Below are 16,697 nucleotides of genomic sequence, written 5' to 3'. Positions count from 1 at the left end.
CACGCGGGACGATCGACCCGGTGCCGGTGGGGATGGTCAGGTGGTGGCCAGCAGCAGCTCGGGTCCGCTCTCGGCGAGTGCGTCGACGGTGTCCGGGTCGAGCCCGTCGTCGGTCACGATCTGGTCGAACTCGTCGAGCCCAGCGGCCCGGTGGAACGAGGTGGTGCCGAACTTCGCGGCGGTGACGGCGAGGATGCGTCGTCTGGAGATGTCGAGCATCGCCCGCTTCACCTCGGCCTCCTCGGGCAGGGTCGTCGTGGCGCCCGAGGTGAGCCCCACCCCGTTGGCGCCCAGGACGGCGACGTCGGCGTGGAGCCCCGACAGCCGTTCGACGGTCCACGCGCCGACGGTCGCCTGGGTGACGGCGCGGACCCGCCCCGGCAGGGCGAGCACGGTGAGTCGCGGCCGGCCACCGAGCAGGGCGACGATCGGCAGGCTGTTCGTCACCACGAGGAGTCGGCTGGCGTGGGGGAGGAGTGCGGCGACCTCGAGGGTCATCGCACCGGAGTCGAGGAGGACCACTCCCTCCTCGGGGAGCTGCTCGACGACGAGCCTCGCGACGGCAGCGCGCTCGATGCGCTCGCCTTCGCGGCGTCGTTGGAGGCTGGGCTCGAACGCGGGTCGCCGGGCGAGGACCGCGCCACCATGGTGGCGGCGGATGAGCCCCTGTCGCTCGAGTACCGCGAGGTCGCGACGGATGGTCTCCGGCGTGACGCCGAGTCGGCTGCTCAGCTCGGCGACCGACAGGGCGCCGTCGCCGTCGCGGGCACCCGCGAGGATCGCGGCGTGACGCTCTGCTGGGTACATGACTGCTCCGTCCGGTCTGGCCAGCGTATCCGAATCTGTCCGATATCCCTTCCGGTTCGGTGGGATCGGTGCAAAGATCAACATGATCGGGCGCACCCGACGACGACGATGACGACGAACGGAAGGCCGCCGATGGCTGAGCACGGGCCGCACAGCGCACCCCACGAGTCGGGGTCGCGGTTCCTCCTCGGGATCGACGTCGGGCAGACCGCGGTCAAGGCCGTCCTCCACGACGAGCGGTTGCACCCGGTCGCCGTCGCTCGGCGCGCGAGCCCCGTCGACCGCCCCGTCGCCCGGCACGCCGAGCGGTCGCAGGACGCCCTCTGGGCCGCGGTCGCCGACGCGGTGTCGGAGGTGATGGCGACGTCGGGTGTCGACCCGAGCCTGGTCGCCGCCGTCGGGATCACCGGCCACGGCGACGGCCTGCACCTCGTGACCGCCGCGGGAGCACCGGTCGGCCCGGCCATCACGGCGATGGACTCCCGGGCGCACGTCGAGGCCGCCGAACTCGCCTCCGATCCCGACCGGCTGCGCGTGGTGCTCGAACGCTCCGGACAGCTGCCGACGCCGGGCGCCGCCGGCAACCTCCTCCGCTGGCTGCTCCGGCACGACCCGGAGCGTGTCCAGCAAGCCGATGCGATGCTCTTCTGCAAGGACGCGGTCCGTCTGCGGCTCACCGGCGAGATCTCAACCGACTACTCCGACGCCTGCGCCTCCTTCCTCGACGTCGGGACCGCCACCTGGAGCGCCGAGGTCCTCGACGCCTATGGCCTGCCCGCCGAACTGCTCCGCCTGCTGCCGCCGATCAACCCGAGCGGCACGATCGTCGGGTCGGTGCTGCCGGCGGCCGCCGCGGTGACGGGCCTCGTCGCCGGGACGCCGGTCGTGTCGGGACTCCACGACGTGCAGGCCTCGTCGATCGGCATGGGAGCGCTCGTCCCCGGGCGGCTCGCCCTCGTGGCCGGCTCGTTCAGCACCAACGGCGTGACGACGACTCAGCCCGACGTGGACCCGCGGTGGCAGTCCCGCCTCTCGATCACCCCGGACCTGCGGATCGCGATGTCCACCTCGGCGACGGCATCGCCCTCCTTCGACTGGACGCTCCGGCTCCTGGGCGTGACCGACGCCACGGGCCGTGACACGCTGATCGCCGAGGCCGCAGCACTCCTTCCGGAGGAGCACGTGCCGCTCGTCCTGCCCTTCCAATCGGACTCGCCGCTCGGCGCCGAGGCGTCGGCCACCCTCGTCGGCGTCCGAGACTGGCACACCCGGGCACACGTCCTGCGCGGAGCCCTCGAGGGCATCGTGCTCATGCACCGTTGGCACACCCGGGCGCTCGGCGAACGGTTCCGGTGGGACGAGCCGATCGTCCTCGGCGGCGGCCTCGCGCGGTCGCCGCTGTACGTGCAACTCGTGGCCAACGCCCTCGGGGCGCCCGTGACGGTCGTCGACTCCGAGGAGGCCGGGGCCCTCGGCGCCGCGATCGTCGCCGGGGTCGCCACCGGACTCCTGCCGTCGGTGGAACAGGCCCAGCACGACCTCGTCCGACACGCACCCGCCGTCCTGCCGACGGACGCCTCAGCCGCGTACTGGGCCGGGGTCGGAACCGCGTTCGACGAGCTCGTCGAGGCTCTCGGCCCGTGGTGGCGACGACGGGCCGACGAGCCGAGCCCCGACGGTCCGTCGTCGGAACGCGACGACCGTGCCGGGGTGGAACGATGAGCGCGTCCGTCGGCGGCCGCGGGACGGCCACGTCCAGCCCGGTGGACGACCGGCGTCGGGAGATCCTCACCCGACTCGACCAGGACGGGCGGGTCGAAGTCGGCCGGCTCGCAGTGGACCTCGGCGTGACCGAGGAGACGATCCGACGCGACCTCCGCGTGCTCGAACTCGACGGACGCCTCCGACGCGCGCACGGCGGGGCGGTGCGCACCGACCTCGACCCGGGCCAGGACGCCGGAGTGTCCGGTACGCTCGCCGCGCGGGCGCTGACCCTGGTCGACCCGGGCTCAGCGGTCTTCCTCGGCGCGGGCTCAGCCTGCGAAGCGCTCGCCGGGGGCCTCGCGACGACCGCCGGGACCGTCATCGTGACGGCTTCGGTGCCGGTCGCCCTGGCCGCGGCCGCTGCCGAGGAATCGGCCGTCGTCCACCTCGTCGGCGGAACGGCGGACGGGCGCGGCGTCCTCACCGGCGCCTGGGCGCGCGAGCAGCTCGCCGGCCTCCGCCTCGACGTCGCGGTCGTCGAGGCGCTCGGTGTCTCCGCGGACGGCCGACTGCTCCACGCCTCGCCGGAGGAGGCGGCGGTCGTCGCGGCCGCGGCCGAACTCGCCTCCACGGCGATCCTCCTGGCCGACCCGGCGACGTTCGGCGCCGACGGCCTCGCGGCCTCCGTCCCGGCCACCCGTCTCGACGTGGCGGTGGTGCATCAGGGCGTCGACGAACCGACCCTCGACAGCCTCCGCTCGACCGGCGTCCGCGTCGAGACGGTCGGGGCGGACGCATGAGCGGCATCGTGACGGTCACGCCGGCGGCCGCGATCGACCAGACCTATCGCGTCGACGGGCTCCGACTCGGCGACGTCAACCGGGCGGTGGGCGTGTCCACCGAGCTGAGCGGGAAGGGCGTCAACGTCGCGCGGGCGGTCACCCTCTCGCCGCTCCCGGTCCGTGCGGTGGTGCCGATGGGTGCGGACGGACGGATCCTCGCCGACGACCCGGCGCTCCGGACGTTGCTCGCCGTCGTCCCGACCGACGGTCGGACGCGCGTGAACACGACCATCCTCGACGCCGCGACCGGAACGACCAAGGTCAACGAACCGGCGATCCCGCTGCGTGCCGAGGACTGGGCCGCCGTCGTCGCCACCTCCGGCGCGGAGATCGACCGGATCGGCGCGGACTGGCTCGTCCTCTCCGGCACGATCCCGACGGTCCAGGGCGGCACCGGCCCCGTCGACATCATCCAGTTGCTCCGTCAGGCGGGTGACCGGGGAGCGCGCGTGGCCGTCGACACCGCGGGTGCGGCGCTCGAGACCGCCGTCGCGAACCTCGACCTCGTCCACCTGCTCAAACCGAACGCGCACGAGCTCGCCGAGCTCACCGGCCGTGAGCTGCTGACGATCGGCGACGTCGCCTCCGCCGCCGACGAACTGCACCGTGCCGGCTGCGACCTCGTCTACGTGAGCATGGGCGCCGACGGGGCGCTCCTCCGCACCGCGGCAGGGCTGTGGCACGCGCACGTCGCAGCCACGGTCGTGAACACGGCCGGGGCCGGCGACGCCTCGTTGGCCGGATTCCTCGTCGGACTCCACGGCGAGGACGGCCGGGACGACCCGGCGGCCGCGGTCGCGTCGGCCGCCGCCTGGGGTGCGCTCGCCGTGTCGAGCGCGACGACCATCCTCACCTCCCTCGAGGCGCTGACCACACCGGTCGCCGTCCAGGACCCCGACCCGACGACACCGCTGAGCGAACCGGCCACGCCGCCACGCGACGAGGCGACGACGCCATGATCGATCAGGCCGTTCCACGCTTCCACGCCGCCGTGGACCTCGGTGCGTCGAGCGGTCGCGTCATGCTCGGCCGCTGGGCCGACGGCCGCTTGGCGCTCACCGAGGTGCACCGGTTCCCCAACGGCCCGATCACGCAGGACGGTCGACTCCGGTGGGATGCGGAGCGCCTGTTCGAGGAGACCCTCGTCGGGCTCGCGGAGGCCGTCCGGATCGCAGCGGCCGCGGGCGGTGTGCTCGACGGGATCGGGGTCGACAGCTGGGGCGTCGACGTCGCACTCGTGGGCGTCGGCAGCGGTACCGCGTTCCCGACCGTGCCGCACCACCGCGGCGCCGACGCCGACGGTCCGGCCCGTGCCGCCGTGCTCGTCGACGCCGCGACGGCCTACGCGGTGACCGGCGTGCTGGAGCAGACCATCAACACCTCCTACCAGCTGCGGTCCCGTGCCGAGGAGCTCGACGTCCGCCGAGCCGACGGCGATCGCCCGACCGTGTTGCTCGTCCCGGACCTCTGGGTGTGGCTGCTCACAGGCGTCGTCGGAGCGGAGCGCACGATCGCCTCGACGACGCAGCTGCTCGATCAGGGCACCGGCGACTGGGCGGCGGAGCTCATCCGTCGCTGGGGTCTCGACGGCTTCGACTTCCCGCCGGTGGTCGCACCGGGGACGGTCGCCGGCCCGACGACGCCGGAGGTCACCGCGCGTCTCGGGTCGAGCGTGCCGATCCCCGTCCACCGCGTCGCGGAGCACGACACCGCGTCCGCACTCGCCTTCGCCCGCCCGGACGGCGCGGAGCTCCTCGTCTCGAGCGGCAGCTGGTCCCTCGTCGGGGTGTGCCTGCCGGCGCCGGTGCTCACGGAGCACTCGCGGGACGCCGGCTTCACGAACGAGGCCGGTGCCGCCGGATCCTCCCTGCTCCTCCGCAACCTGGCGGGGATGTGGCTGCTCACGGAGTGCGCCCGCGCCTGGTCCGCAGAGGACGGGAGCGCGGTCGACCTCGTCGAACTCGTGGCGGCCGTGTCCGAGGCGGAAACAGACGCGGCCACGGACGTCACGCCCGCCGTGTTCGACGTCGCCGACCCACGCCTGCTCGTGCCGGGGGACATGCCGGAACGCATCGCGACGCTTTGCCGGGAGACCGGACAGCGTCCACCGGGCGGACGGAGCGACACCGTGCGCAGCGTGGTCGAGAGCCTCGCGGTCGCCTACGCCGAGACGGTCCGGGCCTGCGAGGCGATCACCGGGGTGACGATCCGTTCGGTCCGCATCGTCGGCGGCGGATCGCGCAACCGGCTCCTGTGTGCCCGCACGGCGGCACGGACCGGTCTTCCGGTCACCGTCGGCCCGGCGGAGGCTTCGGCGCTCGGCAACCTGGCCGTGCAACTCGTCGCGGCCGGTCACGCGCCGTCGCTCGACGCGGTCTACCGGCACGGCCAGGACGATCACGACCATGACCATGACCATGAGCGGACACCGACATGACCGACCGCACCGACCAGCCGGAGACCGAGACGGACCTCCTCGACCGCTTCGTCGCCTTCTCGCGCGACCTCGGCCACCCCGATCGGGCGTGGGCGCTCCTGGCGGAGGGCAACACCTCCCTGCTCCTGCCAGAGGACGGTGTTCGGGCGATGCTCGTGAAGGCGAGCGGCGCGTCCATGGCCGTGGCGACCGCCGACGACGCGGTCCGTCTCGCGATCGGACCGGTGCTCGACCTCGTCGACTCGCACGCGGGCGGGGACGCCGAGGTGGCCGCGCTGTTCGATGCCGCGGCGCTCGCGGGGAACGGTCGGCGCCCCTCGGTGGAGGCGATCCTCCACGCCGTCTGCCTCGACCTGCCCGGCGTCGTCGCGGTCGGCCACACCCACCCCGCGCCGGTCAACGCCCTGCTCTGCTCGCCGTCGGCCGACGCCCTGACCCGAGGTTCCCTCTTCCCCGACCAGATCGTGGTCCTCGGCACCGATCCGCTGCTCGTGCCCTACGTCGACCCCGGGCTCGAACTCGCCCGCACGGTCCGCCGCATGCTCCGTGGGCAGCTCGCCACGACCGGTCGGGTGCCGAAGGTCCTGTACCTGCAGAACCACGGGATGTTCGCCCTCGGTTCGAGTGCGGCCGAGGTCCTCCGGATCACCGAGATGGCCGTGAAGGTCGCCCAGGTGCTCCTCGGAGCACTCGCCGCGGGCGGGCCGGTGTACCTGAGCGACGAGGCCGTCGCACGCATCGACACGAGACCCGACGAACTGCTGCGTCGAGCCGCGCTCGCCGCGCAGGAATCCACGACCGCCCGCGCCGGGACGGCGCACGGAAGGACCACGACATGAGCCAGCCGACCAGCGCCACCGACCTCACCGGGCAGGTCGCGATCATCACCGGAGCATCCTCGGGCATCGGCCGCTCGTACGCCCAGGCGCTCGCCGCTGCCGGGGTGCGCACGGTCCTCGTGGGACGCTCCACCGAGCGACTCTCGGCCGTCGCCGACGCCCTGCCGACACCGAGCGTGTTCCTGGCGGGCGACCTCGCCGACCCCGCCGTGTCCGAGCAGGCCGTCGCCCTGGCGCTCGCCGCCTTCGGACGCCTCGACATCGTCCTCGCCAACGCGGGCCTCTACGTCGGTGGTGACGTCGTCGACACCCCGATGACCGCGATCGAGGAGCTCGTCGGCGTCAACGTCCTCGGAGCGATGGCGACGGTTCGCGCAGCGCTGCCGCACCTCGTCGAGCAGGGCGCGGGCGACGTCCTGGTGACGAGCTCGGTGTCCGGTCACCAGGACATCCACTGGGAGCCCGTCTACTCCGCGACGAAACACGCCATGCAGTCGTTCGTCCACACCGCCCGGCGGAACCTCGTCGGATCCGGGGTGCGGATGGGCGCGGTCGCCCCCGGCGTCGTGCTCAACGAGCTGTGGGGGATCGCCGAGGGGGCCTCAGGCGTGGAGGACCAGATCGCCGCACGCACCGGCATCCGTTCAGAGGACGTCGCCGACGCCGTGCTCTTCATGCTCACCAGACCCCGACACGTCACCATCCGCGACCTCGTCATCCTGCCCACCGACCAGGAGATCTGAGCGACTCGCCTCGCCCGCCGACACCTCCACCAGCCCGCCCGATCGAAGGACCACACATGTTCGCTGACCTCCACGGCCGCACGGCCGTCATCACCGGCGGGGCCCGCGGGCTCGGCTACTCGATCGCCACGGCGCTCGCCGCGCAGGGCGTCCAGGTGGCGTTGCTCGACCTCTTGCCGACTGTCCACGAGTCGGCCGAGCGGTTGGCGTCCGAGTACGGCGTCCGCACCTCGGCGCATGCGGTCGACGTCACCGACGCCACCGCCGTCGAGGCCGCCTTCGCCGCTGCCGAGGCCGAGCTCGGCGCGCCGTCGCTGCTCGTGACCGCGGCGGGCATCACCATCTGGGGCGACAGCGTCGACGTGCCGGCGGACACTTGGCGGAAGGTGCTCGCCGTGAACCTCGACGGCACCTTCTTCGCCGCGCAGTCCTTCGCCCGTCGAGCCATCGCCGCGGGCCGGCCCGCCTCGGCGGTCTTCATCTCGTCGATGTCGGCGTTCATCGTGAATCAGCCGCAGTTCCAGGCCTCCTACAGCGCGTCGAAGGCGGCGGTCAGTCACCTCGCGTCGTCACTGGCGGTCGAGTGGGCACCCTCCGGTGTCCGTGTCAACGCGATCGCCCCCGGGTACTTCCTCTCGGACATGACCCGCGAGTTCACCGAGGCGAACCCCGACCTCGCCGCCGAGTGGACCGCGGACATCCCGGCGGGCCGGATGGGGCAGCCGGAGGACCTCCACGGGCTCGTCCTGCTGCTCGCGTCCGACGCCTCCTCGTACCTCACGGGCCAGAGCCTCGTCATCGACGGCGGCTACACCGCCCTCTGAGCCGGCCCCACCCGCCGAACCGTTCGACCCGACCACACCGACCCGACCGCACCGACCCGAGGACCCGCCATGACGACGACGCCGCCCGAACAGACGCCTGACGACCAGGCCGACCGCGACGCCGTGTGGGGCGCACGGCGTCGACGCTTCGTCGAGGCCCGATCCGGTGCCGTCGAGCGTGCGTGGGCTCCGCGTGCAGTCCGCGTCGACGACGGGCCGTCGACGGGCCGGCGCCAGGTCGAACTGCGCCACCTCGGCGGACTCGAGGTGACGGTCGAGGTCGACCAGTTCCTCGACCTCGGCGAGGCCTCCTGGAACGGCGAGGTCGTGTCGTTCGTCGCACCGACGACCGCTCCGCAGGCCGAGAGCTGGGCCCGCCGCTGGCAGGGCGGCCTGCTGACGACCTGCGGGCTCACCGCGGTCGGCCTGGCCGCGGACGCGGACGGTGGGATGCACGGTCGGGCGCATCGCATCCCGGCGACCGTGACCCGCCGCGAGGGGCGATGGACCGCGGCGGGCCGCTACGAGCTCCTCGTCGACGGCCTGCTCCGCGAGGGCGCCGTGTTCCAGCAGAACCTCACGGTGACCCGCAGTATCCGAGCCGAGGTCGGCGTCGCGCGGATCCGCCTGCACGACGTCGTCCGGAACGAGGGGTTCGTCGCCGAGCCGGTACGCCTGCTCTACCACGTGAACCTCGGCTGGCCGGTGCTGCACGGCGGTGCCGTCGTGGCGGCCGAGGCCGACGTCCCCGGCGGGGCGGCATCCGAACGCCAGGACGGTGGCGGCTGGCGGCGGGTGATCGGCGAGCCCGAGCCGGCGGCCGACGAGCAGGTCGACGCCCTCGACGCGGTCGCCGGGCCCGACGGCTGGTCCATCGCGACCCTGTCGGGCGAGGCCGGCACGGTCACGGTCCGGTTCCGACCGGAGCAGTTGCCGTTCCTCACGGTATGGCGGAGCACGGCCGCGGGGTCGTACGCCCTCGGCATCGAACCCGGCACCTGCTGGCCGAGTCACGCGGCCGGTCCGGATCGCGGGAAGGCGGGCCGGACCGTGGAGCCCGGGGAGTCGTTCGAGGTCGACCTCGAGATCGTGTTCGAGCCGGCGGCCGACGACTTCGGCGACTGAGCCCACCGGCCTCCGTCACCATCCGGTTCCCGGATTCCGAAGAATTCGCGCTGGGGTATGTCATCGATGACATGGACGAGGTATGCTCGCCATGACATCGATGACATGGAGTCATCGTCGGAAGCCGACACGGACGTCGGAACCTGAACGGACACCGCCGTGCACCCTGCTGCGAACCTCGACTCGACCGCCGTCACCTCCGTGGCCTCGGATCGACTCGTCGCCGGCCTCGACCTCGGCAGCACCGGCGTCAAGATCCTCGTGACCGACGCCGACGGCGCCGAGGTCCTCATCCACCAGCTGCCCACCCCGTGGCTCGCCGGTCCAGGCGGCACGACCGTGATGGAGGCGGCGTCCCTCATCGCCACCGTCCGGGAGCTCCTCGACCACGTCGGTGCGGAACTCGTCGACCGGTTCGGGCCGGCCGCGCGGGTCCGGGCGCTCGCCGTCTCCGGCATGGGGGAGTCCGGGATCGTCCTCGACGCCGTCGGCCGGCCCGTCGCGCCCGCCATCGCCTGGTTCGATCCGCGCGGCGCCGAACAGCTCGCGGCCCTCCCCGCCGAGATCGCGGAGCAGTTCGCCGGTCGGACCGGCCTGCCGCTCGGCGTGCAGGTCTCGGTCATCAAGCTCCTCCACCTCCGTGACGCCGGACTCGACCTCGCCGGAACGCGCTGGCTCAACCTGCCGGAGTACCTCGTCGCGGCCCTCGGCGGCGAGGAGGCAGCCGAGTACTCGCTCTCGTCGCGCACCGGCCTGCTCGATCAGGACACCGGTGAGCCGTGGCCCGAGCTGCTCGACCACCTCGGCGTCGACGCGTCGTTCCTCCCGCCGTTCACCGACGCCGGTGCCCCGCTCGGCGCCGCGAGCAGCCAGTGGGTGCCGGCGGTCTTCTCCGGTGCGGCCTTGACCGTCGCCGGCCACGACCACCTCGTGTCGGCCGTCTCCACCGGCTCGTTCCCCGCCGAGCGCTACCACGTGTCGATGGGCACGGCCGAGGTCCTGCTGCGACGCCTCGACGAACCACTCCCGTTCGCCGCCCGCGAGCGGCTCGCCGAGGTGTTCATCAACTGCGTCCGTCACGTCGTGCCGGGCACCTGGGTGCTCGTCGCCGGCGTCAAGACCGGTCTGCTCATGCGTCGCACCCTCCAGCTCGTCGGGGTGACCGACCGCGCAGGGCGCGACCGCCTGGACGACGAGGTCATGGCGCTCCCGGCGGGCGGGCTGCTCGGCGACGGCGACGTCTCGGTCGCGGGCGCCCGGAACGACGACGGCGTCCTCAAGCTCACGGTCCGTGCCGACGGTGCGGGACCGGCCGAGATCTTCGAAGCGGTGCTCCGGCACGGCAACGACGAACTCGCCGTGCTCATCGCGGCGATGGACCGCGAGGTCGCCCCGGCCACCTCGGCGCTGCTCACCGGCGGCTGGGCCGGCATGCGGTCCGTGCAACGCGCCCGAGCGGCCGTCCTGCCCGGCGTGCAGGTGTCGCACCGGTCTCAGGACACGGCATACGGCGCAGCCGTCTTCGCCGGGGCCCTCCTCGAACCCGCCACATCCCGATCACATCCCTGACCGACCACCCGACCACTCAGACCGATCCTCCCCGGCGCGACCGCTGCCGGGACCAGACCCCATCCGAAGCACAAGGAGCACCTCATGAACGCAGTAGCCACCAGGACCAACGAGCTGACGACGCTCGAACGCCGCGCCATGGCCACGATCAGCACCCCGGGCGGTGGCATGCTCATCGTCGCCGGCGACCAGCGCAACGGCATGAAGGCCGTCATGACCGACGCCCCGAACGGCGCGGCCGGCATCAGCCGTGACGAACTCGCCGAGGCCAAGAGCGACCTCGTCCGGTTCCTCGGCAACCACGCACCCGCCATCCTCCTCGACCCGGAGGTCGCCCTCCCGCTCGTCGTCGACGAGCGCACCCTCTCCCGCACGACCGGTCTCGTCGTCGGCATGGACTCCTCGGGCTTCGACACCGAGAACGGTCTGCGCCGGACGAAGTACGTCCCCGGCATGGACGCCCGCCGGGTCCGCGAACTCGGTGGCGACGCCGCGAAGATGCTCTTCTACCTGCGCTCCGACCAGCGGGAGGCCGAGCAGGTCGTCATCGACGAGATCGCCCGCCTCGTGGAGGAGTGCACCGCCGAGGGCGTGCTGCTCATCGTCGAGATCCTCGTCTACCAGCTCGACGGCGAGAGCGACGAGGCCTACGCCGAGATCTTCCCCGAGCTCGTGCGCGGCGCCGCGGAGATCTCCGTCGCCGCCGGTTCCAAGGTCCTGAAGCTCCAGTACCCGGGCTCCGCCGAGGCCGCCGCAGCCGTGACCGAGGCCGCCGCCGGTGTGCCGTGGGCCGTGCTGTCCGCCGGCGTCGACCACGAGACCTTCGTCGGCCAGGTCCGCACCGCGGTCGAGAACGGTGCCGGCGGCGCGATGGCCGGTCGTTCGCTGTGGAAGGATAGCCTTTCGATCTCGTCGGCGAAGCGTGAGGAACTGCTCACGAACCGTGCGCTGCCTCGCCTCCGTGAGCTCGAGCAGGTCATCGAGACCGCGCTCGCCGGTCGCTGACGGATCGCGGGCGGCGTCCTCGGTCGCCGCCCGCGAACCAGCCCGATCCGACCACGCCACGCAGGTGGAACCACCCGAGGAGCAGCCATGGCCACGATGCAGGACGTGGCGTCCCTCGCCGGAGTGAGCTCGAAGACGGTCTCCCGCGTGTTCAACGACGACCCGCACGTGCTCCCCGAGACGCGGTCGCGGGTCGAATCGGCCATGCGGGAGCTGAACTACGTCCCGAACGTCCTGGCGCGCACCTTCCGCGCCGGGCGGTCCTCCTCCGTCGGCGTCGCGGTCCCGGACGTCGTCGACCCCTTCTTCGCCGCGGTCGTCCGCGCCGTCGAGGAGGTCTGTTCCGTCTCGGGCATCACCACCCTCGTCACGAGCATCGGCGACGACCCGGCGCGCGAGCGTGCCGTGCTCGACTCGCTGCTCCGGTCACAGCTCATGGGGCTCGTCCTCGCGCCCGTCGCGGAAGACCAGTCGTGGCTCGCGCCGTGGGCCGAGCACACGCCCATCGTGTTCGTCGACCGCGCCCCCGGTGGACTCGACGCCGACAGCTTCGTGGAGGACGACCACCGCGGCGCCTACCTCGCGACGAGGCACCTGCTCGAGCACGGGCACACCCGGGTCGCCTTCATCGCCGACTCGGCACACCCGCCGAGCACCCGTCGCCGGCTCGAGGGCTACCGTTCGGCGCTCGCCGAGAGCGGGCTCGACCTCGACGACGCCATCGTCAGCCTCGACGCGACGGACCGCGGACCGGCCGCCGCCGTGGTCGACGCTCTCCTCGCCCTCGCCTCCCCACCGACGGCCCTGTTCTCGGCGAACGCGCGCGTGACGATGGCGCTCGTCCCCGCGCTGCGCTCACGGGGGATCGCCTCGCTCGGCTTCGGTGACTTCCCGATGGCCGACCAGCTCGATCCGGCGGTCAGCGTCATCGAACAGGACCCGGCACGCCTGGGCCGCCTGGCCGCCACCCGGGCGCTCGCCCGCTTCGGTGACGCGGACGGCGAGCACGAGCGCAGCACCGTCGTCCCCGTCGGGCTCCTCCTGCGGGAGTCCTGCGGCTGTCACCTCACCGCGTGATCCCCCGGGCGGCGGATGCGCCCCGTGCCGTCGCTCCGTAGCGTGGGAAGCTGTTCGCGACCACGGGGGATCACATGCAGCGACCGGACGACACACCGACCGAGGGCGGCTGGGCGCCGATCGGACAGCCCGCGCCTGGACCGATCCGGACGACGCTCGCCGACGGATCGCCGGCACCAGCACCAGCACCGGCCGCGGCTCCGGTGATCGGTGCCGCCGGGCGCGCCGTGCTCGCGCAGCAGCCGGAGTCGGCGGCGGACCGCCAGCGCCGGCGCAACCGCGAGCTGGCCCCGATCCTGCCCACCAGGGTCCCGTGGGTCGCCGTCACGGTCTTCACCGTGCTCGCCGTGGGCCTCGCCTGGCTCGTCGCCGCACCGCTGTGGCTGTCGGGTGAGGGACTCGCGAACCCCTGGTTCCAGCTCATCGCCCTCGGCATGATGTACACCCCGACCATCGCCGCGCTCGTCGTGGTGCTGTTCGTCGCCCGTCCGAGGAGCATCCCGCGGCTGCTCGGACTCGCGCCGCTGCGCCCCCTCGGCCGGACCCTCGGGCTCTGCGCGGCGGCGCTCGTCGGGTTCCCCGTCCTCGCGTTCTGCTCCATGCTGCTCGGGCAGGCCATGGGGCTCATCGAGCTCGACCTCGTCGGCCTGTCCGGTCTGGCCGCCATCATGACCGCCTCGGGCGCCGGCGAGCTCGGGCGGGACGACCTCACCACGGTCGCCCTGGTCCAGCTCCTCACCCTGCCCCTCGGCGTCCTGGTGGCATCGCTGTCCGCGTTCGGGGAGGAACTCGGCTGGCGCGGCTGGTTGCTGCCGAACCTCCTGCCGCTCGGCACCTGGCCCGCCCTCCTGCTGTCCGGGGCGGTCTGGGGCGTGTGGCACGCACCGCTCATCCTCCTCGGCTACAACTACCAGCGGACCGACCTGGTCGGCTTGCTCCTGATGGTGGGCTGGTGCATGCTGCTCGGCGTCCTCATCGGCTGGTTGCGGCTCCGCTCCGCCTCGGTGTGGCCGGCGGTGATCGCCCACGGCGCGGTGAACGCCGCCGTCGGGGCACTGCTGCTGTTCGCCAGCCCGACGTCGATGCAGGACACCGGCAGTGTGTTCGGCACCCTGCTCGGCTGGCCGGGCTGGATCCTCCTCGCAGCGACGGCGCTCATCCTGGTCGTCACCGGCCAGTTCGGGAAGCGTGCGGTGCCCGGACTGCGTGGCTCGGAGGTCGCCTCGCCCGTGAGCTGATTCTCCGACGCATGCGCGCCGCGTATGAGTCGCACCGGGCAGGCTGCTTGTCCGCCGCTTCGACGCTTGGTGCACTGGGACGATGCGCAGACCCGATCTCCCCGAGGCACCCGTCCGTCCACGTGCCGCCCACGCTCGCCGTCACGGCGGTGGGGTGAGCGCGCGGGTCCGCCGTCGGCGCCTCATCGTCGGCATCGCAGGCGGCCTCGTGCTCGCGCTCCTCGGAGGTGTCGGTGCGCTCGCGCTGCGGCTGCAGGGCAACCTCAGCTCGGAGGCCATCGCCGCCCCGACCGGGCGTTCGACCGAGCCTGCGGAGCCAGGCGCACCGGACCCGGCGATCAACGTCCTCCTCCTCGGCTCCGACAGTCGTGACCTCGAGGTCGGCGACTACGGCGAGGACACCGGTACCAAGCGCAGCGACGCGATGGTGCTCGTGCATGTGTCCGAGGGCAACACGCGGATCGACGCGATGCAGATTCCGCGTGACACGCTGACCGACCTGTCGATGTGCACGGACACCGGGCGGGGGACGCCCGACGACTACGGGATGGTGAACGCGGCGTTGAACTCGGGGGCCGCCTGCTCGGTCGCCGCGGTGCAGGCGATGACCGGTGTGCCGATCGACCATTTCATCGAGCTCGACTTCAGCGGCTTCCAGGCGATCGTCAACGGCATGGACGGGCTGGCCGTGTGTCTGCCGGCGGACATGGACGACCCCTATTCGAACCTCGCGCTGCCCGCCGGAGCACAGGTCATCGACGGGACGCAGGCGCTCGCGCTCGCCCGCACCCGGCACGCGGTGGGTGACGGCAGTGACATCTCGCGCCTCGGCAATCAGCAGATGGTGATGTCCGCGATCGTGCAGCGGGCGCTGAGTGCCGAAGTGCTCACCCGGCCGGACCGCCTCATCCGCTTCCTGGACGCGGTCACCTCCTCGCTCACCGTCGACACCGCGCTCGGCGACCTCGCGAGCCTGACCTCGCTCGCGCACCGGGTCTCACAGGTGCCGGCGTCGGCCATCATTTTCCTGACGATGCCGTGGACCGAGGCACCGTCGGACGCCAACCGGGTCGTCCCGAGCGATGACGCGGCGATCGTCTTCTCGAGCCTCGCCGCCGATGTCCCGGTGCCGATCGCGGGAGTCGCTGACGCGTCCCCGGCGGAGCCGGTCGCCCCGGTCGAACCGGTGCGGGTCGAGGCGGTCAGCGTCCTCAACGGCTCGCAGACGAACGGGGTCGCGACGGCGACGGCCGACCGACTGACCGCCCTCGGCTACACCGTCGCGTCGATCGGTGACGCGGAGACGGACACCCCGGTGACGGTCCTGCTCGCGCGCGACTCGGACGCGGCTCGGGCGACGGCCGCCTCCCTCGCCCAGGAGCTGGGGATCGCGGTCGTCGTGAGCGGCGAACCGGGGCCGGACGAGGAGGACGTCGTGCTCGTCATCGGTGACGACTTCGGCTCGCTGACCCCGCCTGCCGCGCCGGCGCCCGTCGAGGTCGAGTCCCGCAACGCCGCCGCGGACCTCTGCGGCTGACGCGGGGCGTCGTCAGACCCCGGGTGGGACCCGCTCCGCCAAGCGGAGGAAGGCACTCACGGCCGGCGTCCCGAGGCTGTCGTGGCGGACGAGCAGGCCGATGTCCCTCGTGACCGGTGTCGGGAACCGGCGGACCCGGGCGCCGTTCGCCGCCGCCCAGTCGGCGAGCCGCTCGGGGACCACGGTCAGCCCGACACCGGCGGTCGCGAACCGCGTGAGCGCGTCGCGCTGGGTGGTCACGATCACCCGCGGCGGCTGCACGCCGAAGCGGGCGTAGGCCTCGTCGGTCACGGCGCGCATCGACGTCCCGCGCGGGAGGGTCACCAGGGTGTGCGCAGCCAGCTCGTCGCCGGTGATGGTCGGCGGCGTGTGGCCGGCCTCGCGCTCGGCGACGGTCCGAAGGCCGGGGAGGACGATCGCGAACCGCTGTTCCTCCAGGAGCCGCACCTCGACACCGGGGCCGGCGGTGGCCACATCGGCGACACCGAGGTCGATGCGCCCGAGGTCGACGGCTTCCAGGAGTTCGGCGGAGTCGACGGAACCCGTGACCTCGATGCGGACGTCTGGGTGCGCGGCGTGGAACCGGGCGACGAGTTCCGGGACGTGGGTCGCGACGAGCGAGGGGAGCGCACCGATCCGGAGCGTGCCGGCGGTGAGCGCCTGCTGCGCGTCGGCGAGCGCGCGGAGCCCTTTCGCCTCCTGGAGCATCCGTCTCGCCGGACCGAGCACGGACCGGCCGGCATCGGTGACCTGCATGCGCCGACCCACCCGGGTGAAGAGCGCGAGCCCGAGGTCCGTCTCGCAGCGTTGGATGCGTCTGGTGAGCGACGGCTGCGAGATGCGGAGGACGTCGGCCGCTGCGGCGTACGAGCCGTAGTCGACGACGGCGACGACCGCCTCCAGCTGCTCCAGGTTCATGCGTCGTGGATCCGGATCATGCCTCCACGGTA

Annotated in this window: 15 protein-coding genes; 13 read left to right on the top strand and 2 right to left on the bottom strand. The window is 73.0% G+C overall.

Annotated features, from left to right (window positions below; genetic code table 11):
* Positions 1-36 precede the first annotated feature (36 nt).
* Complete coding sequence (locus tag BWO91_RS13595) at positions 37-807, bottom strand: DeoR/GlpR family DNA-binding transcription regulator (RefSeq protein ID WP_064294790.1); 771 nt, start codon at positions 805-807, stop codon at positions 37-39.
* A 132-nt stretch (positions 808-939) separates the two neighbouring features.
* Here BWO91_RS13595 and BWO91_RS13590 point away from each other — a divergent pair, with 132 nt between their 5' ends.
* The 13 genes from BWO91_RS13590 to BWO91_RS13530 all read left to right on the top strand — a co-directional run bounded on the left by BWO91_RS13590 (position 940) and on the right by BWO91_RS13530 (position 15,747).
* A complete protein-coding gene (locus tag BWO91_RS13590; RefSeq protein WP_167620483.1) occupies positions 940-2,529 on the top strand; it encodes an FGGY-family carbohydrate kinase in 1,590 nt (529 codons plus the stop codon).
* Positions 2,526-3,311: a DeoR/GlpR family DNA-binding transcription regulator gene (locus BWO91_RS13585; protein WP_079002906.1), complete on the top strand. Its 786-nt coding sequence runs from the start codon at positions 2,526-2,528 to the stop codon at positions 3,309-3,311. Before BWO91_RS13590 ends, BWO91_RS13585 begins: the two co-directional genes overlap by 4 nt.
* Entirely contained in the window at positions 3,308-4,312 is a 1,005-nt protein-coding gene (locus BWO91_RS13580) for a 1-phosphofructokinase family hexose kinase (RefSeq protein WP_079002905.1), read from the top strand. The genes BWO91_RS13585 and BWO91_RS13580 overlap by 4 nt, the downstream gene beginning before the upstream one ends.
* Positions 4,309-5,790 carry a rhamnulokinase gene (locus BWO91_RS13575; RefSeq protein WP_079002904.1) on the top strand — a complete coding sequence of 494 codons (1,482 nt, stop codon included), beginning with the start codon at positions 4,309-4,311 and terminating at the stop codon, positions 5,788-5,790. Before BWO91_RS13580 ends, BWO91_RS13575 begins: the two co-directional genes overlap by 4 nt.
* Positions 5,787-6,629, top strand: a complete 843-nt coding sequence (locus tag BWO91_RS13570) for a class II aldolase/adducin family protein (RefSeq protein ID WP_079002903.1) — start codon at positions 5,787-5,789, stop codon at positions 6,627-6,629. The genes BWO91_RS13575 and BWO91_RS13570 overlap by 4 nt, the downstream gene beginning before the upstream one ends.
* Positions 6,626-7,372, top strand: a complete 747-nt coding sequence (locus BWO91_RS13565; protein ID WP_079002902.1) for an SDR family oxidoreductase — start codon at positions 6,626-6,628, stop codon at positions 7,370-7,372. The genes BWO91_RS13570 and BWO91_RS13565 overlap by 4 nt, the downstream gene beginning before the upstream one ends.
* Positions 7,373-7,428: 56 nt before the next feature.
* Positions 7,429-8,196 carry an SDR family oxidoreductase gene (locus BWO91_RS13560; RefSeq protein WP_079002901.1) on the top strand — a complete coding sequence of 256 codons (768 nt, stop codon included), beginning with the start codon at positions 7,429-7,431 and terminating at the stop codon, positions 8,194-8,196.
* A 69-nt stretch (positions 8,197-8,265) separates the two neighbouring features.
* Positions 8,266-9,321 carry a DUF4432 family protein gene (locus BWO91_RS13555; RefSeq protein WP_079002900.1) on the top strand — a complete coding sequence of 352 codons (1,056 nt, stop codon included), beginning with the start codon at positions 8,266-8,268 and terminating at the stop codon, positions 9,319-9,321.
* A gap of 159 nt (positions 9,322-9,480) precedes the next feature.
* Positions 9,481-10,890, top strand: a complete 1,410-nt coding sequence (locus BWO91_RS13550) for an FGGY-family carbohydrate kinase (protein ID WP_205847526.1) — start codon at positions 9,481-9,483, stop codon at positions 10,888-10,890.
* Between the two features lie 84 nt (positions 10,891-10,974).
* Positions 10,975-11,895: a hypothetical protein gene (locus BWO91_RS13545; RefSeq protein WP_197479028.1), complete on the top strand. Its 921-nt coding sequence runs from the start codon at positions 10,975-10,977 to the stop codon at positions 11,893-11,895.
* Between the two features lie 87 nt (positions 11,896-11,982).
* Positions 11,983-12,972 (top strand): LacI family DNA-binding transcriptional regulator, encoded by a 990-nt coding sequence (locus tag BWO91_RS13540; protein WP_079002899.1) that lies wholly within the window; start codon positions 11,983-11,985, stop codon positions 12,970-12,972.
* 74 nt (positions 12,973-13,046) lie between these two features.
* Positions 13,047-14,210, top strand: coding sequence for a CPBP family intramembrane glutamic endopeptidase (locus tag BWO91_RS13535; RefSeq protein WP_079002898.1), 1,164 nt, complete (start codon positions 13,047-13,049; stop codon positions 14,208-14,210).
* 82 nt (positions 14,211-14,292) lie between these two features.
* Complete coding sequence (locus BWO91_RS13530; protein ID WP_079002897.1) at positions 14,293-15,747, top strand: LCP family protein; 1,455 nt, start codon at positions 14,293-14,295, stop codon at positions 15,745-15,747.
* 12 nt (positions 15,748-15,759) lie between these two features.
* Here BWO91_RS13530 and BWO91_RS13525 read toward each other — a convergent pair whose 3' ends face one another.
* Positions 15,760-16,665, bottom strand: a complete 906-nt coding sequence (locus tag BWO91_RS13525; RefSeq protein ID WP_079002896.1) for a LysR family transcriptional regulator — start codon at positions 16,663-16,665, stop codon at positions 15,760-15,762.
* Positions 16,666-16,697: the final 32 nt, after the last annotated feature.

It is taken from the genome of Plantibacter flavus (genome assembly GCF_002024505.1).
Taxonomy (GTDB): Bacteria; Actinomycetota; Actinomycetes; order Actinomycetales; family Microbacteriaceae; genus Plantibacter; species Plantibacter flavus_A.
Note: the sequence above shows the minus strand (reverse complement) of the source record. Positions and strands in the feature narration are given on the sequence as shown.

Excerpts from the sequence above, each read along its gene's own strand:
- BWO91_RS13585 (WP_079002906.1), top strand. The coding sequence starts at position 2,526 with ATGAGCGCGTCCGTCGGCGGCCGCGGGACGGCCACGTCCAGCCCGGTG.
- BWO91_RS13545 (WP_197479028.1), top strand. The coding sequence starts at position 10,975 with ATGAACGCAGTAGCCACCAGGACCAACGAGCTGACGACGCTCGAACGC.
- BWO91_RS13575 (WP_079002904.1), top strand. The coding sequence starts at position 4,309 with ATGATCGATCAGGCCGTTCCACGCTTCCACGCCGCCGTGGACCTCGGT.
- BWO91_RS13530 (WP_079002897.1), top strand. The coding sequence starts at position 14,293 with ATGCGCAGACCCGATCTCCCCGAGGCACCCGTCCGTCCACGTGCCGCC.
- BWO91_RS13580 (WP_079002905.1), top strand. The coding sequence starts at position 3,308 with ATGAGCGGCATCGTGACGGTCACGCCGGCGGCCGCGATCGACCAGACC.
- BWO91_RS13540 (WP_079002899.1), top strand. The coding sequence starts at position 11,983 with ATGGCCACGATGCAGGACGTGGCGTCCCTCGCCGGAGTGAGCTCGAAG.
- BWO91_RS13590 (WP_167620483.1), top strand. The coding sequence starts at position 940 with ATGGCTGAGCACGGGCCGCACAGCGCACCCCACGAGTCGGGGTCGCGG.
- BWO91_RS13535 (WP_079002898.1), top strand. The coding sequence starts at position 13,047 with ATGCAGCGACCGGACGACACACCGACCGAGGGCGGCTGGGCGCCGATC.
- BWO91_RS13565 (WP_079002902.1), top strand. The coding sequence starts at position 6,626 with ATGAGCCAGCCGACCAGCGCCACCGACCTCACCGGGCAGGTCGCGATC.
- BWO91_RS13570 (WP_079002903.1), top strand. The coding sequence starts at position 5,787 with ATGACCGACCGCACCGACCAGCCGGAGACCGAGACGGACCTCCTCGAC.
- BWO91_RS13595 (WP_064294790.1), bottom strand. The coding sequence starts at position 807 with ATGTACCCAGCAGAGCGTCACGCCGCGATCCTCGCGGGTGCCCGCGAC.
- BWO91_RS13560 (WP_079002901.1), top strand. The coding sequence starts at position 7,429 with ATGTTCGCTGACCTCCACGGCCGCACGGCCGTCATCACCGGCGGGGCC.
- BWO91_RS13525 (WP_079002896.1), bottom strand. The coding sequence starts at position 16,665 with ATGAACCTGGAGCAGCTGGAGGCGGTCGTCGCCGTCGTCGACTACGGC.
- BWO91_RS13555 (WP_079002900.1), top strand. The coding sequence starts at position 8,266 with ATGACGACGACGCCGCCCGAACAGACGCCTGACGACCAGGCCGACCGC.